Below are 13,274 nucleotides of genomic sequence, written 5' to 3' on the forward strand. Positions count from 1 at the left end.
TAAGTATAAGTTTATGCGTCAGTGCATATCGAGGCTGTGGAACTAAAAATCAAGCCCGAACACAAGAATCATTGTCGTTCGATCATTTTGGAAATCAGTTGGGCTGTATAATCCACCATTGGCACGATACGGGCATAGTTTAGCCGTGTCGGGCCAATAACGCCCAGCGCGCCGATAACTTTGTGATTTGAGTCGCGGTAAGGGGCCACCACCAATGACGAGCCGGACAGCGAAAACAAGCGATTCTCAGAACCAATAAAAATGCGCACGCCAGATCCAGTTTCCGCCATTTCAAGTAAATGGATAATCTCTTCTTTGCGCTCAAGATCATCAAGCAAGAGTTTGACGCGCTCAACATCGGCAGCATCTTCAAGATTTTCGAGAAGATTGGAGCGGCCGCGCACGATCAGTTGCGATGGTGCGCCTTTGTTGTCGCCTGCCCAAATGGCCAGCCCGCGTTCAACAAGATCAGCGCTCAGCGTATCAAGTTCTTTGCGCGTGTCATCGCGGCGCAAATCAATTTGCTGTTTTGCTTGCTTGAGCGTTTGCCCGCGCACATGATGATTAAGAAAATTGGCAGCTTCGGCCAATTGCGATGCCATGACGCCGCGCGGTATCTCAAGCACACGGTTTTCAACCTCGCCAGAATCCCAGACGATAACGGCCAGCGCTTTGGTTTCTTCAAGGCGCACAAATTCAATGTGTTTCATCGCCTCTTCACGTTTAGCCGCAACAACGAGCCCCGCACCCTTGGAAATATGCGAAAGCATGGTGCTTGCACCGGTTAAGAGCGCATCTGTTGCCTGATCGGGAATATCGCCTTGAAGCTGCTTTTCAATGAGCCTCCGCTCATTTTCCGATGCTGTGCCGTTTTCCATAAAGGCATCAACAAAAAACCGAAGTCCTTGCTCAGTTGGCAGGCGTCCTGCGGAAATATGCGGAGAATATATAAGACCCAGTTGTTCGAGGTCACTCATCACATTACGCACAGAAGCCGGAGAAAGGCTGTTAGGCAGGAGTTTTGACAAGTTTCGAGAGCCCAGCGGTTCACCCGCTTCCAAATAGCTTTCAACAATGCGCTTAAATATATCGCGCGAGCGATCATCAAGATTGTCAATTAAGTCCTGTGGGCGGTTCGGCATGGTTCTCTTTTATCGATCAAGTGGTAACCTCTATATAGAGCCTACATTGCGCCAAGTAAAAGGGTTTGCGGCCCTATGATTGTTGTTATGTTTGCATTAGAAGCCACCAACATAGCTAATTATAAAAGAGGTTCACCATGAAACGCCCTTCCGGAAGAACGCCAGAACAAATGCGCGAAATCAGCTTTGAGCGCGGTTTCTCTAAACATGCCGAAGGGTCTTGCCTTGTAAAGTTTGGCGATACGCACGTTCTTTGTACGGCCAGCTTGGAAGAGCGCGTTCCTGGATGGATGCGCAATACGGGCAAAGGCTGGGTGACAGCGGAATATGGTATGTTGCCACGCGCCACAGGTGACCGGATGCGCCGTGAGGCAGCGTCTGGAAAACAGGGCGGCCGCACACAGGAAATCCAGCGCCTGATTGGCCGCTCTATGCGCGCAATTGTTGACCTTGAAGCGCTTGGTGAGCGCCAAATCACAATCGACTGCGATGTTATTCAAGCAGATGGTGGCACGCGCACAGCGGCAATCACGGGCGGCTTTGTAGCGCTTTATGATTGTCTTGATTGGATGCATTCGCGCCAAATGGCCTCGAAAACCCGCGTTATTAAAGATCATATCGCAGCGATTTCATGCGGTATCTATGAGGGCGAAGCCGTCACTGATTTGGATTATGCGGAAGATTCAAATGCTGAAACAGATGCAAATTTCGTGATGACCGGTTCTGGCGGCATTGTTGAAATTCAAGGAACGGCAGAGGGCGCTCCCTTTAGCCGCGAAGAGTTCGATAAGCTTTACAATCACGCAGATAACGCAATCCAACAATTGGTTGCCATGCAGAAACAGGTTTTAGGAATCGAATAATGAGCCGTCGTCTGGAAAAAGGTAAGCTTGTCATTGCCACGCATAATGCCGGCAAGTTGAAAGAAATTCGTGAGTTGATCGAACCTTTTGGCTTCGAAGTCACATCTGCGGGTGAATTGGGTCTACCTGAACCAGATGAAGACGGAACAACCTTTGAGCATAATGCACGCCTGAAGGCGATTGCAGCCATGGAGGCGACAGGCCTTCCGGCTTTGTCTGATGATAGCGGCCTATGTGTTGATGCGCTGGATGGTGATCCGGGCGTTTATACAGCCGATTGGGCCGAACTACCCGATGGCACACGCGATTTTGCAATGGCCATGCGTAATGTCGAAGAAAAGCTTCAAGCTAAGGGCGCAAATACGCCAGACCAAAGAACTGGCTCTTTTAATGCAACGCTTTGTCTTGCTTGGCCCGATGGGCACTGTGAGTTCTATAAAGGTGTTGCACAGGGGCATCTTGTCTGGCCACCGCGCGGTGATATCGGGTTTGGTTATGATCCTGTTTTTGTGCCTGAAGGCCATGAACGCACATTTGGCGAAATGACATCGCAGGAAAAGCACGGCTGGAAGCCCGGCCAGCCAGATGCCTTGTCGCATCGTGCACGCGCATTCCAGATATTTGCTAGAGAAGCCCTTGGTGTTGAATAACATCAATGGTGATGACGGAACGCCGGGTTTCGGCGTTTATTTGCATTGGCCGTTCTGCGCGGCCAAATGTCCTTACTGTGATTTTAATAGCCATGTGCGTCATAAGCCCGTCGATCAGCGTGAATATGTGACGGGTTTTTTAAGTGAAATGGCTGCCATGCGCGATGAAACTGGCTCGCGCAACGTTACTAGCGTGTTTATTGGCGGCGGAACGCCTTCGCTTATGGAGCCTCAAACGGTTGAGGCTTTACTGGACGGTATTGCAAAATATTGGGGCCTGCCTGACGGCATTGAGATTACGATGGAGGCCAACCCTTCATCGGTCGAAGCAGATCGGTTTCGTAGCTATCGGCTCGCAGGCATCAACCGTGTTTCGCTGGGCGTACAATCGCTCAATGATGCTGATTTGCAGTTTTTGGGGCGTTTGCACAATGTTGAAGAAGCAAAAATAGCCATTGGCTTGGCACGGGATATTTTCCCGCGCCTGTCTTTTGATTTAATTTATGCACGGCCAAAACAGACATTGGAAGCTTGGGAAGCCGAGCTAAAACAAGCTATTTCCTATGCGGCGGATCATTTGTCATTGTACCAATTGACAATTGAAGACGATACGCCGTTTCAAGCGCTTCACCGTGCAGGAAAACTAATCATTCCCTCTGATGATTTGGCCGCTGATCTTTATGATGTCACAGAGCGCGTTACGCGCGATGCAGGCTTGCCCAATTACGAAGTGTCAAACTATGCCGTGCCGGGCGCAGAATCGCGTCATAACCTGACCTATTGGCGTTATGGTGATTATGTTGGCATTGGTCCGGGTGCACATGGCCGGTTTACGGCAGATGATGGCTTTAAAAATGTGACGATTACCGAGCGCATGCCTGAGCGCTGGTTGGAGAAGACCCGTGAGAACGGCCATGCGATTGTTGAGCGTGAAAAGCTGGATCGGCAACAACAGGGCGATGAATTGCTACTCATGGGGCTGCGCCTTGTTGAAGGTTTGGACGTTGTTCGATTTGAAGAACTGAGCGGTCGGGAATTTAATCAAGAAACACTCAATAATCTGGCAATGGATGGTTTGATTGAGCCTGTGTCCAACACGCGCTTGCGGGCAACGCAATCTGGACGCATGGTGCTCAACAGTGTTGTTGCGAGTTTGGCAAGTTAATGGGCGATCATTCTTACATAATTTCAGGTCACGAAATCAGCGCGCCTCCGTTAGAGCCTGCGCTTTATCTGGTTTCCACACCGATTGGTAATTTAGGCGACATGACAATTCGCGGGTTGGAAACGCTCGCGGCGTGCGATGTGCTGGCTTGTGAAGACACGCGAATCACGCGGCGATTGCTCGATCGTTACGGCATCGCGCAAAAGCCTTATGCTTATCATGAGCACAATGCGCAGAAAGTTGGCCCTAAGCTGATCGAACAGCTCAGCGCTGGAAGATCGGTGGCATTGGTCTCCGATGCGGGCACGCCGCTTGTTTCTGATCCAGGCTACCGATTGGGGCTAGAAGCGCGTGAAGCGGGCTTTCGCGTTATCCCTATTCCGGGTGCATCGGCCGTTCTGGCTGGTTTGGCAGCTTCCGGATTGCCGTCCGATGATTTCAGGTTTGTCGGGTTTCTGCCAAACAAGGACGGCACGCGCCGCAATTTTCTTGAAACCTTGTCACATGTTCAATCCACATTGATTGCGTTTGAAGCGCCAACACGTTTAGCCAGCTCACTAAAGGCGATCAGCGATGTAATGGGGCAAGACAGAATGATCTGTGTCGGGCGCGAACTAACCAAGCGCTTTGAAACTGTTTTGACGATGAAAGCCAGTGAAATGTCAGAGCATTTCGAAGGCGAAACAATTAAGGGTGAGATCGTTATCCTTATTTCTCCATCGCAAACAGCAGACTCACCAACCTCTGACGAAGATGTAGATGCGATCTTAAAATCCTTATTGCAAGAAATGTCTGCATCCAAAGCGGCAAAAGAAGCGGCAAAAATGACAGGTCTGCAAAAGTCTGATCTTTATGCGCGGCTTTTAAACTTCAAGGATAATGATGGCTGAGGGCGCAAGCAATAGACGTCGCGCCTACCGCAAAGGCCACCGCGGAGAGTGGCTGGCGGCGCAATGTTTGCGGCTTAAAGGCTTTCGTATCGTTGCCAAACGTTTCAAAACAAAATCAGGTGAAGTTGATATTATTGCGCGCCGCGGTAAATTGATTTTAATGGTGGAAGTTAAAGCGCGTGATAATGTTGAACAGGCTATGGATGCCGTAACACAGACGGCGCTGCGCCGGATTGCAGCAGCAGGCGATGAATGGCTCATAAAGCAGAAAAATTACGCTTCATTGTCGATCCGTTACGATTTAATTGCTTGCCTGCCAAGGCGTTGGCCCATTCATATTCCTGCCATCTATATGCCGTGAAATATGTAACTTGAATAAAGACGCTCACTAAAACGTAATAGCTCAAGGATTGTAATTTCGTGTTGCAGAGCGCACTTAGAAAAAAACTGATTATAGGAATAAAGACATGGCGCTGAAAATCGCAATCCAAATGGATCATATCGCAAATATCTCAATTGCTGGCGATACAAGCTTCGCTTTGGCCCTTGAGGCTCAGGCGCGCGGCCATGAGCTTTATCATTATACGCCTGACCGCCTGACAATGAGCGGAACAGATGTAACCGCTGCGATGGAAAAATTAGAAGTCCGTGATGTCGAGGGCGACCATTTCACACTTGGCGATAAAGTACGCACAAGTCTGCGCGATATGGACGTGGTGTTGCTGCGACAAGACCCGCCATTTGACATGAATTACATCACAACAACACATATGTTGGAAATGGTTCACCCTGACACATTGGTGGTGAATAATCCGCGTTCTGTGCGCAATGCGCCTGAGAAAATATTTGTGATGGAATATGGCGATCTCATGCCAGAAACTATCGTGACGTTGGATTTAGATGAAATCCGCGCATTTCGTGAAAAGCACGGCGATATTATTTTAAAACCGCTTTACGGCAATGGTGGCGCTGGTGTGTTCCATTTGCGTGAAGGCGACCGCAATCTGACATCCTTGATGGAAATGTTTTCGCAATTGACACGCGAACCCATTATTGCCCAGCGCTATTTGAAAGATGTGCGCGCTGGCGACAAACGTATTTTGTTGATTGATGGCAAGCCGGTGGGTGCGATTAACCGCGTTCCTGCTGAAAGCGATACACGCTCCAACATGCATGTCGGTGGACAGGCGGTTGAAACCACAATGACAGAGCGCGAGTTGGAAATTTGTGCGCGTATTGGGCCGGAGCTTGAAAAGCGCGGACTAACGCTGGTGGGCATCGATGTGATTGGTGGTTTGATGACAGAGATCAATGTGACATCGCCAACCGGTGTGCGCGAAGTGAAAAAGTTTGGTGGCGCAGATATTGCGGCTTTGTTCTGGGATGCAATTGAAGCCAAACTCTAACAGAGAGCCTGATTTTTTGGGCACTGTTTGTTCTCATAGCACAACCACATACAACTGAATTGCAACCTACGCACTAATTTGTTCTTGCAATGTTCTTGCAATGTTTTTCAGAGTGTGCGTTTATAAGTGCCGTAGCGCAACCTATGCAAGGTAGGTTGGTGGGATGGCGCATATATTCTAATTTTTATTGCGCCGATATTCTGGGGGCCGAAATGGTTTCACGAGTTTCGACGGTCGCATTTCAAGGCATTGATGCAGTGCCAGTTGATGTTCAGGTTATGGTCGCACCTGGCAAGATGAGTATGCATATTGTCGGCCTACCTGACAAAGCGGTGGCAGAAAGCCGCGAGCGGGTGCAGGCGGCACTCCATGCATCTGGTCTTTCTATGCCGCCCAAAAAAGTAACGATAAATCTTGCGCCGGCAGATTTACCCAAAGAAGGAAGCCATTTTGATTTGCCAATTGCACTAGGGCTAATGGCAGCATTGGGTGCGATCCCGTCCGATGCCTTAGCCAGTTATAGTGTTTTAGGCGAACTTTCCCTTGATGGTACGATTACCGCGGTGGCTGGTGTGTTGCCAGCTGCTATTGCTGCAAATAGCGTGGGAAAAGGCTTGATCTGTCCCTATGATTGCGGCTCTGAGGCTGCTTGGGCAGATAGCGATATGTCTATTCTAGCGCCGGTAAGTTTAATCGGTCTTGCCAATCATTTTAGAGGCACGCAGGTTTTATCGCGCCCTCAGCCCGTTACACGCATAGCAAAATCAACATTGCCTGATCTTGCCGATATTAAGGGTCAAGAAACGGCAAAACGCGCATTGGAAGTCGCCGCTGCTGGCGGTCACAATATGCTTCTTGTGGGTCCACCCGGTTCTGGCAAGTCCATGCTGGCACAGCGTTTGGCATCTATTTTGCCGCCGCTTAGTCCGCGAGAATTGCTTGATGTGTCTATGGTTGCGTCCATTGCTGGCGAGCTTGCAGGCGGTGAATTATCAGATAGGCGGCCTTTTAGAGCGCCGCATCATTCCGCATCCATGGCGGCCATGGTTGGCGGCGGGTTTAAAGCCCGTCCCGGTGAAGTTTCTTTAGCGCACAATGGCGTTCTTTTTCTCGATGAGTTTCCTGAATTCACGCCGCAAGTTTTGGATAGTTTGCGCCAGCCTTTAGAGACCGGAGAATGTATGATTGCGCGTGCGAACCACCGCGTAACATATCCCGCACGCATACAGCTGATTGCGGCGATGAACCCATGCAGGTGCGGTATGGCAGGTGAACCAGGCCATAGCTGCGCACGTGGTGCGCGCTGCAAGACAGATTATCAAGCGCGTATTTCTGGTCCCTTGATGGACCGCATTGATTTGCGTGTTGAAGTGCCGAGCGTATCGCCCGGCGAGTTAATTCGCGCAAAGCCCGGTGAAGCAAGTGCGTCGGTTGCACAGCGCGTTGCCCGCGCCCGTGCTCGGCAATTTGAGCGATATAGCAGTTTGGGTGAGCATGAAATTAACATGAATGCTCATTGCCCAACGGCGCTGATTGAAGATGTTGCCCAAACAGATGAGGGCGGCATGCAGTTACTTGCAGATGCCGCAGACAAGATGAAGTTTTCTGCACGTGCGTACCACCGGATATTGAAGGTTGCGCGCACATTGGCTGATCTTGACGACAAGGATTATGTTGGCCGTATTCACATTGCAGAAGCGATATCTTACCGAATTGCTGGCGATCAATTATCAATTGCCGCATAATATAAAAATAGATTAGCTACTGCGCACTGCAATTGCGGTGGCTGCACCCGCCAAACACATTGCGGCAAAACGGTTAAGCCGATTGAGCGCCTTTGGTGTTTGTAGCAACTTGCGTGCTTTGCCCGCCGCCGCGATATAAGGCAGCAGAGCAACCATCAACACACCGAAAGTTAGCACCACTAGAATTGAAAAGTCCGTTGGTGTGATCGTTGTTAGATCAAGTAGGTTTGGGAGCAGAGCAAGATAGAAAATAATTGTCTTTGGGTTGCCCAAAGTTACAAGCAAACCTGCCAAAAAGCTTGACCATGAACCGCCAGCTTTTTTGGCAGATATTTTTTCCACTGTAATGCCTTCGCGCCAAAACCCCCAAGCCATATAGAGCAAATAGGCAGCGCCAGCATATTTGAGCGCGACGATAACCCATCCAAATGTCGCGGCGATATAAGCCAATCCGAGCACAGCTGCTGCCAGATAAGTCACATCGCCCAGCACAAGGCCAAATAACATGGGTAGGGTTGGCCGAAATCCAGAGCCCAGAGCACGTGCAACCAAGGCAATAATACCGGGCCCTGGAATAGCTGCCGCGATACCCAGCGCCACGGAATAAGTGACAAAGCCTGAAATTTCCATGTCTAAACCCCAGTTGATCCAAAACCACCAGCACCGCGCACTGTTGCGTCAGGCAAGGTTTTACTCTCTTTTGGTTTTAGCTGTGTGACCGGCGCTATAACCAATTGCGCAATGCGCATATTCCGCGAAATTGTAAAATCGTCCTCACCATGATTGATGAGCAGAACCATCAATTCACCGCGATAATCACAATCGATCGTGCCGGGTGTATTAAGGCAGGTAATGCCGTGCTTCAGCGCAAGACCGGATCGAGGCCGTACCTGTCCCTCATAACCATCAGGAATGGTGATAATAAAGCCAGTTGGCACCAAAACGCGTGCGCCGCTTGCAAGCACCAGTGGTTCATTTTCAGGAACCGCAGCGCGCAAATCCATACCTGCAGCGCCCGCTGTTTCATAGCTCGGCAATGCGATGTCTTGGCTATGTGGAAGCCTGTAAAATGGTAATGTCATCATATTGTCCTGATGCAACCCGCCGCGTCTTTCGTCAAGCATCAACAATACCTTCAAAGCCGCCATAGATCATACGCTTACCATCAAATAACTCCTTATGAGATGTCATACGCGGATCTTCCATGATCTTGGACCATGCTGCATCTGCAATCTCTTTTGATGGCCATTGCATCCAGCCAACAACAACGTCTTCATCATCAGATTTTTGTACGGCTTTATGAAATGATGTGATTTCACCATCGGGTACATCGACGCCCCAAGTCTCGATATATTTCATCACTCCATTCTCTTTAAAAAGCGCAGCGACGTTTTCAGCGTGAGTGATGAACTGATCTTTGTTTGCTTTTGGTACGGCAGCTACGTAAATGTTGAAAAATGTCATCTTTCCTCACGATCTCGATATGATTAAAGGCTTTCTATTAAGCGTTGATCTTAACGCGAATACGGGTTTTGTCGATGGGTGACGTTTGACACAAACTTGCTTGCCTGCCATTGGGATGTGCAAAACAACGGATAACAAAATGCCTTCTATAATTGAGACAGAAGCCAAGCGCCGCCGCACTTTTGCGATCATCGCGCACCCTGATGCGGGTAAGACGACTTTAACGGAAAAGCTCTTGCTATTTGGCGGTGCAATTCAGCTGGCCGGAGAAGTTAAGGCTAAGAAAAACCGCACACATTCACGCTCAGATTGGATGAAAATCGAGCGCGAACGCGGTATCTCTGTGGCGACCTCGGTCATGACGTTCGAATATGGAGATAATATTTTCAATCTTCTCGACACGCCGGGCCACGAAGATTTTGCTGATGATACCTATCGCACGCTGTCTGCCGTTGACAGCGCGGTCATGGTTCTCGATGCCGCTAAAGGTATTGAGCCGCGAACATTAAAGCTCTTTGAGGTTTGTCGTCTGCGCGATATTCCAATTATTACATTCGTCAATAAAATGGACCGCGAAAGCCGCGACCCGTTTGAAATTCTGGACGAGGTAGAAGAAAAATTGGCGTTGGATACTGCGCCAATTACTTGGCCGATTGGCCGTGCAAAGTCATTTGCTGGCACATATCATTTAACTGATAATGCGGTGCGAGGTTCAGATTCTGACGTAAAGCGTACGCAAGTTAATGGACCAGAGGCAGAAGCTGCTGCGGGCTTGCTGCCTGAAAATGAACGCGAAGGCTTCATAGAAGGCGTTAATTTAGCGCGTGAGGCGTGCCGTCCGTTTGACCGCGACTCTTATTTAGAAGGCCATATGACGCCGGTTTATTTTGGCTCTGCCTTGAAAAACTTCGGCGTGCGCGATCTTATTCACGCATTGGCTGAAATTGCACCGCCGCCGCGCGCGCAAGAGGCAGATAAGCGTAAGGTCGAAGCAACAGAAACTGGCATGAGCGCATTCGTGTTCAAAATTCAGGCCAATATGGACCCTAACCACCGTGACCGCATTGCCTTCGCGCGGATTTGTTCTGGCGCGCTTGATCGCGGCATGAAAGCCAAGCTTGTCCGTACCGGAAAGTCTTTAACATTATCGGCGCCGCAATTCTTCTTTGCGCACCAGCGCCAAACGGCAGACACAGCCCATGCGGGCGATGTGGTTGGCATTCCCAACCATGGTTCGCTGCGTATTGGCGACACACTGACTGAAGGCGAAGATATTGTCTTCCGTGGTGTGCCAAACTTTGCGCCGGAAATCTTGCGCCGTGTGCGCCTAAAAGATGCCATGAAAGGCAAAAAACTCACCGAGGCCTTGCAGCAAATGGCTGAAGAAGGCGTGGTGCAGCTGTTCGTTCCTGATGACGGTTCACCATCAATTGTCGGCGTTATTGGCGCCTTGCAGCTTGATGTTCTCAAAGCGCGTCTTGATGCTGAATATTCACTGCCTGTGGAGTTTGAAGCGGCGCGTTTCTCAATTTGTCGCTGGATTTCATCTAAAAACAAAGCAGCGTTCGAAACATTCTTAGACAAGCACCGCTCTTCAACAGCCAAGGATTTGGATGGTGATCCTGTGTTTTTGGCTGAGAACGGATTTTCGCTCAATTATGAGGCTGAACGTGCGCCCGATATGGTGTTTGAGACGATAAAGGATTATCAGGTCAGTAAAGCTGGCTGAAACGCTGTTCCGGCCTTTTAACATAATTTAGCAATCTGTTCCTGTTGAACAGCTTGTTGTATTCCTATGTAAGAACATAGGCATTTTACCAAAGGAGACCATTATGGGCTTGCGTATTAACGACACTATTCCAGATCTTAAAGTTGAGACTGATCAAGGATCGCTTTCTTTGCATGAGTTTATTGGTGACAACTGGGCAATCCTGTTTTCGCACCCAAAAGACTTCACGCCTGTTTGCACAACAGAATTTGGCGCTGTAGCGCAGCTTGCTGATGAGTGGGAAAAGCGAAACACCAAGGTAATTGGTATTTCTGTTGATGGTGTTGAAGACCACAAAAAGTGGAAAGGCGACATTGAAACTTTTGCAGGCGCAAAAGCAGGTTTTCCAATTATTGCGGATACAGATTTAGCTGTCGCTAAAGCCTTCGACATGTTGCCAGCAGAGGCTTATCTACCAGATGGCCGCACACCAAATGACACTGCAACTGTGCGTGTTGTGTTCATTGTTGGTCCTGACAAGAAGCTAAAATTGTCTATGACTTACCCAATGAATGTCGGACGTAACTTTGCCGAAGTTCTTCGCGCATTGGACGGTTTGCAAACAGCAGCAGCCAATAGCGTGGCAACGCCTGCAAACTGGAATGTCGGTGATGATGTTGTGATTCCAGCCACAGTTTCAAACGAAGATGCAAAGGCTAAATTCGGCGAATTTACAACGCATTTCCCATATCTTCGTACAGCGCCGCTGCCAAAGAGCTAAATTTTTTAGTCAGGGGCGGAACGAATTAAGCCGCCCCTCGTTTTCTTCTCAAGTAACGAAGGAGAAAATGAATGACAGATGAACTGTTATCGACAAAGAGCGCTCTCGGCATTGTTGCCGATGATACAATGAGCCGCGACGAAAAAGAGACTGCGCTTCTTCAATTGCGCGAAGAGATCGCGTCACAACAGTCCGACGGTACATTGGATCCAGGTCTTGCATCACGCGCGATGCAGGACATTCAAGTGGCAATGGCTCGCATCAGCGAGTAAGAGCGAACCACAATAGTTTAAAAGTTAAGCCCGGCCAAAAGAGCCGGGCTTTTCTTATGGTTACATGCCCGCGTTTTCACGAATAAAGCTACCATTGCGAAGTTCATCAAAGGCTTGCTGCAATTCTTGGCGCGTATTCATGACAATCGGGCCATGCCAAGCAACAGGTTCTTGGATAGGTTTTCCAGAGATGAGCAAGAAACGTATGCCATGCTCTCCTGCCTGAACGGTCACTTCATCACCTTTGTCAAAGACAACGAGCGTCCGGTCGCCAGTCATATCGCGCAAGTGCAATTCATTGCCTTCAACTTCCTTTTCAACCAGAACGCCGAAGGGGCGAGATGCATCGCGAAATGTGCCTGAACCGTCAAAAATATAGGCAAAGGCTGATCGGTATGTATCAACCTTGAACGACTTTTTCTTGCCTGCAGGAACTGTAATATCGAGATATTGCGGTTCCGATGCAATGCCATCAACGGGGCCTTTCTTGCCCCAAAAATCGCCAACAACCACCCGCACAATCGTGCCGTCATCATCAATGATTTCTGGAATGTCGCCGCCTGCAATGTCTTGGTAGCGCGGCGATGTCATTTTCAAGCTTGAAGGCAAGTTCGCCCAAAGCTGAAAGCCGTGCATTTTTCCAGTTGCATCGCCCTTTGGCATTTCCTGATGCATGATGCCTGAACCGGCAGTCATCCATTGAACCGAGCCAGCGCCAAGCGATCCTGAGTTACCAAGCGAGTCTGCATGGTCAACCGTTCCAGCAAGCACATAAGTGATCGTTTCAATGCCGCGATGCGGGTGCCATGGAAACCCTTTCTTGTAATGCTCGGGATTGTCATTGCGAAAATCGTCAAACAGCAAAAATGGGTCGGCAAGCGAAGGATCGCCAAAACCAAAGGCACGGCTTAAATGAACGCCAGCGCCTTCCATTGTGGGCTGCGCGTGTGAAATTTGTTTTACAGGTCTAATGGACATGATGTGTCTCCTTTGACCGTTAAGTTAGATATATTGATCGTATCATTAAAGTGAACAATAAAAGACAATCTGTTCATTTTTTGAGAACGATGGTAGAACTTCGTCGAAGTCGATACCGTGGTTTTAAGATGGGCTAGTCGAGCACATTTCTTTGATGTAATTATAAGCCACATGTGAATCGGCTCTAGGTGCACATTGATAATCGTCGCG

Annotated in this window: 15 protein-coding genes; 10 read left to right on the top strand and 5 right to left on the bottom strand. The window is 49.2% G+C overall.

The annotated features are described in order from the left end of the window. Positions 1 to 68 precede the first annotated feature (68 nt). Positions 69 to 1,142: a heat-inducible transcriptional repressor HrcA gene (gene hrcA, locus N530_RS0108755; RefSeq protein ID WP_018689683.1), complete on the bottom strand. Its 1,074-nt coding sequence runs from the start codon at positions 1,140 to 1,142 to the stop codon at positions 69 to 71. Positions 1,143 to 1,279: 137 nt separating this feature from the next. Between hrcA and rph the strand changes: the two genes are divergently transcribed. The 7 genes from rph to N530_RS0108790 all read left to right on the top strand — a co-directional run bounded on the left by rph (position 1,280) and on the right by N530_RS0108790 (position 7,861). Next, a complete protein-coding gene (gene rph / locus N530_RS0108760; RefSeq protein ID WP_018689682.1) occupies positions 1,280 to 2,005 on the top strand; it encodes a ribonuclease PH in 726 nt (241 codons plus the stop codon). Beyond that, positions 2,005 to 2,655: an RdgB/HAM1 family non-canonical purine NTP pyrophosphatase gene (gene rdgB, locus N530_RS0108765; RefSeq protein WP_026480394.1), complete on the top strand. Its 651-nt coding sequence runs from the start codon at positions 2,005 to 2,007 to the stop codon at positions 2,653 to 2,655. Before rph ends, rdgB begins: the two co-directional genes overlap by 1 nt. Continuing rightward, positions 2,642 to 3,820: a radical SAM family heme chaperone HemW gene (gene hemW, locus N530_RS0108770; RefSeq protein WP_026480395.1), complete on the top strand. Its 1,179-nt coding sequence runs from the start codon at positions 2,642 to 2,644 to the stop codon at positions 3,818 to 3,820. The genes rdgB and hemW overlap by 14 nt, the downstream gene beginning before the upstream one ends. Next, on the top strand, positions 3,820 to 4,710 hold the full coding sequence (rsmI, locus tag N530_RS0108775) for a 16S rRNA (cytidine(1402)-2'-O)-methyltransferase (protein WP_026480396.1): 891 nt from the start codon (positions 3,820 to 3,822) through the stop codon (positions 4,708 to 4,710). The genes hemW and rsmI overlap by 1 nt, the downstream gene beginning before the upstream one ends. Continuing rightward, positions 4,700 to 5,071, top strand: a complete 372-nt coding sequence (locus N530_RS0108780) for a YraN family protein (RefSeq protein ID WP_202899049.1) — start codon at positions 4,700 to 4,702, stop codon at positions 5,069 to 5,071. Before rsmI ends, N530_RS0108780 begins: the two co-directional genes overlap by 11 nt. A 106-nt stretch (positions 5,072 to 5,177) precedes the next feature. Then, positions 5,178 to 6,116 (top strand): glutathione synthase, encoded by a 939-nt coding sequence (gene gshB / locus N530_RS0108785; RefSeq protein ID WP_026480398.1) that lies wholly within the window; start codon positions 5,178 to 5,180, stop codon positions 6,114 to 6,116. Positions 6,117 to 6,328: 212 nt separating this feature from the next. Further along, a complete protein-coding gene (locus tag N530_RS0108790; protein ID WP_026480399.1) occupies positions 6,329 to 7,861 on the top strand; it encodes a YifB family Mg chelatase-like AAA ATPase in 1,533 nt (510 codons plus the stop codon). A 12-nt stretch (positions 7,862 to 7,873) separates the two neighbouring features. On the opposite strand, the gene N530_RS0108795 is transcribed toward N530_RS0108790, so the two are convergent. The 3 genes from N530_RS0108795 to N530_RS0108805 are packed head-to-tail and all read right to left on the bottom strand — an operon-like array spanning position 7,874 to position 9,325. Beyond that, positions 7,874 to 8,491, bottom strand: coding sequence for a LysE family translocator (locus N530_RS0108795; RefSeq protein ID WP_026480400.1), 618 nt, complete (start codon positions 8,489 to 8,491; stop codon positions 7,874 to 7,876). Positions 8,492 to 8,493: 2 nt separating this feature from the next. Continuing rightward, positions 8,494 to 8,985 (bottom strand): dUTP diphosphatase, encoded by a 492-nt coding sequence (gene dut / locus N530_RS0108800; protein WP_026480401.1) that lies wholly within the window; start codon positions 8,983 to 8,985, stop codon positions 8,494 to 8,496. Continuing rightward, positions 8,978 to 9,325, bottom strand: a complete 348-nt coding sequence (locus N530_RS0108805; RefSeq protein ID WP_026480402.1) for a DUF1428 domain-containing protein — start codon at positions 9,323 to 9,325, stop codon at positions 8,978 to 8,980. Before N530_RS0108805 ends, dut begins: the two co-directional genes overlap by 8 nt. Positions 9,326 to 9,464: 139 nt before the next feature. Here N530_RS0108805 and N530_RS0108810 point away from each other — a divergent pair, with 139 nt between their 5' ends. The 3 genes from N530_RS0108810 to N530_RS0108820 all read left to right on the top strand — a co-directional run bounded on the left by N530_RS0108810 (position 9,465) and on the right by N530_RS0108820 (position 12,086). Further along, positions 9,465 to 11,054, top strand: coding sequence for a peptide chain release factor 3 (locus tag N530_RS0108810; RefSeq protein WP_026480403.1), 1,590 nt, complete (start codon positions 9,465 to 9,467; stop codon positions 11,052 to 11,054). 103 nt (positions 11,055 to 11,157) lie between these two features. Beyond that, the gene (locus tag N530_RS0108815; protein WP_018689671.1) at positions 11,158 to 11,814 is read left to right on the top strand and encodes a peroxiredoxin; all 657 of its coding nucleotides are present in this window, start codon (positions 11,158 to 11,160) and stop codon (positions 11,812 to 11,814) included. Between the two features lie 71 nt (positions 11,815 to 11,885). After that, on the top strand, positions 11,886 to 12,086 hold the full coding sequence (locus tag N530_RS0108820) for a hypothetical protein (RefSeq protein WP_026480404.1): 201 nt from the start codon (positions 11,886 to 11,888) through the stop codon (positions 12,084 to 12,086). A gap of 60 nt (positions 12,087 to 12,146) precedes the next feature. On the opposite strand, the gene N530_RS0108825 is transcribed toward N530_RS0108820, so the two are convergent. Next, on the bottom strand, positions 12,147 to 13,064 hold the full coding sequence (locus tag N530_RS0108825) for a pirin family protein (RefSeq protein WP_026480405.1): 918 nt from the start codon (positions 13,062 to 13,064) through the stop codon (positions 12,147 to 12,149). Positions 13,065 to 13,274: the final 210 nt, after the last annotated feature.

The sequence above is a fragment of the Ahrensia sp. 13_GOM-1096m genome, assembly GCF_000620605.1.
GTDB lineage: Bacteria > Pseudomonadota > Alphaproteobacteria > Rhizobiales > Rhizobiaceae > Ahrensia > Ahrensia kielensis.